The sequence below is a fragment of the Vibrio sp. Y176 genome (assembly GCF_033438945.1).
In genome coordinates this window covers 1-805 of record NZ_JAWOQS010000337.1, presented here as the reverse complement: position 1 = coordinate 805, position 805 = coordinate 1, and the positions used below count along the sequence as shown (strand labels likewise).

General features: G+C 48.4%; 1 protein-coding gene and 1 pseudogene. One reads left to right on the top strand and one right to left on the bottom strand.

The features are described 5' to 3' along the window. Window positions 1–185 (top strand): annotated as a pseudogene (locus R7O13_RS25915) (hypothetical protein); the annotation flags it as partial. A 35-nt stretch (window positions 186–220) separates the two neighbouring features. Here R7O13_RS25915 and R7O13_RS25910 read toward each other — a convergent pair. After that, a partial coding sequence (locus tag R7O13_RS25910) for a hydroxymethylglutaryl-CoA lyase (RefSeq protein WP_318305080.1) occupies window positions 221–805 on the bottom strand: 585 nt, incomplete at its 5' end.

Below are 805 nucleotides of genomic sequence, written 5' to 3'. Positions count from 1 at the left end.
TCCTTGGCTTGAAATTGGTACCTATGCTGTTGGTTGTGACGACATTTGCGTTGTGGTTCGAACAGTCAACCATTGTTGCAATCTCTGCGCTTCTTGCGGGTTTGATCATGGCCTACTTATCTATAGCAAAATGGCGCATGCCACTGCACTTTGATATCGGCATCAAAGCGAATTATGAAGTCTAACGGGCGGGTTAGTTGAGCCCGTCATGCAAAGTGCGTTATTCCATTCTATGACGTAATGCCTGTGAAACTTTCGATGTTGGTTGGCGTTGCAGTTCATCGCTTATCATCCATCCTGCTTTGGCTAACAGCTCCAAATCCACGCCAGTTTCAATGCCCAAGCCTTGGCATAAATACAACACGTCTTCTGTAGCAACATTGCCAGATGCACCATGCGCGTATGGACACCCTCCCAATCCTGCGACACTGCTGTCTACCGTGTTGATGCCCATGCTTAAGGCCTGGTAGATATTTGCCAGCGCTTGCCCCCATGTATCATGAAAGTGTACGGCTAAACGTTGGTTTGGAATGCGCGCTAGCACCGATTCCAGCATTTCTTTTACACGATTAGGCGTACCGGTTCCGATCGTGTCGCCCAAGGACACCTCGAAGCATCCCAACTCGATCAACGCTTGCGATATGTTGGCCACTTGTGTTGGAGATGTCGCCCCATCGTAAGGGCAATCGACGACGCACGATAGATATCCACGAACTGGAACATGGTATTTATCGGCCTGAACCATTAATGGCTCGAAGCGTTTCAAGCTCTCTGTAATTGAACAGTTGATGTTATGCTGGCAAAA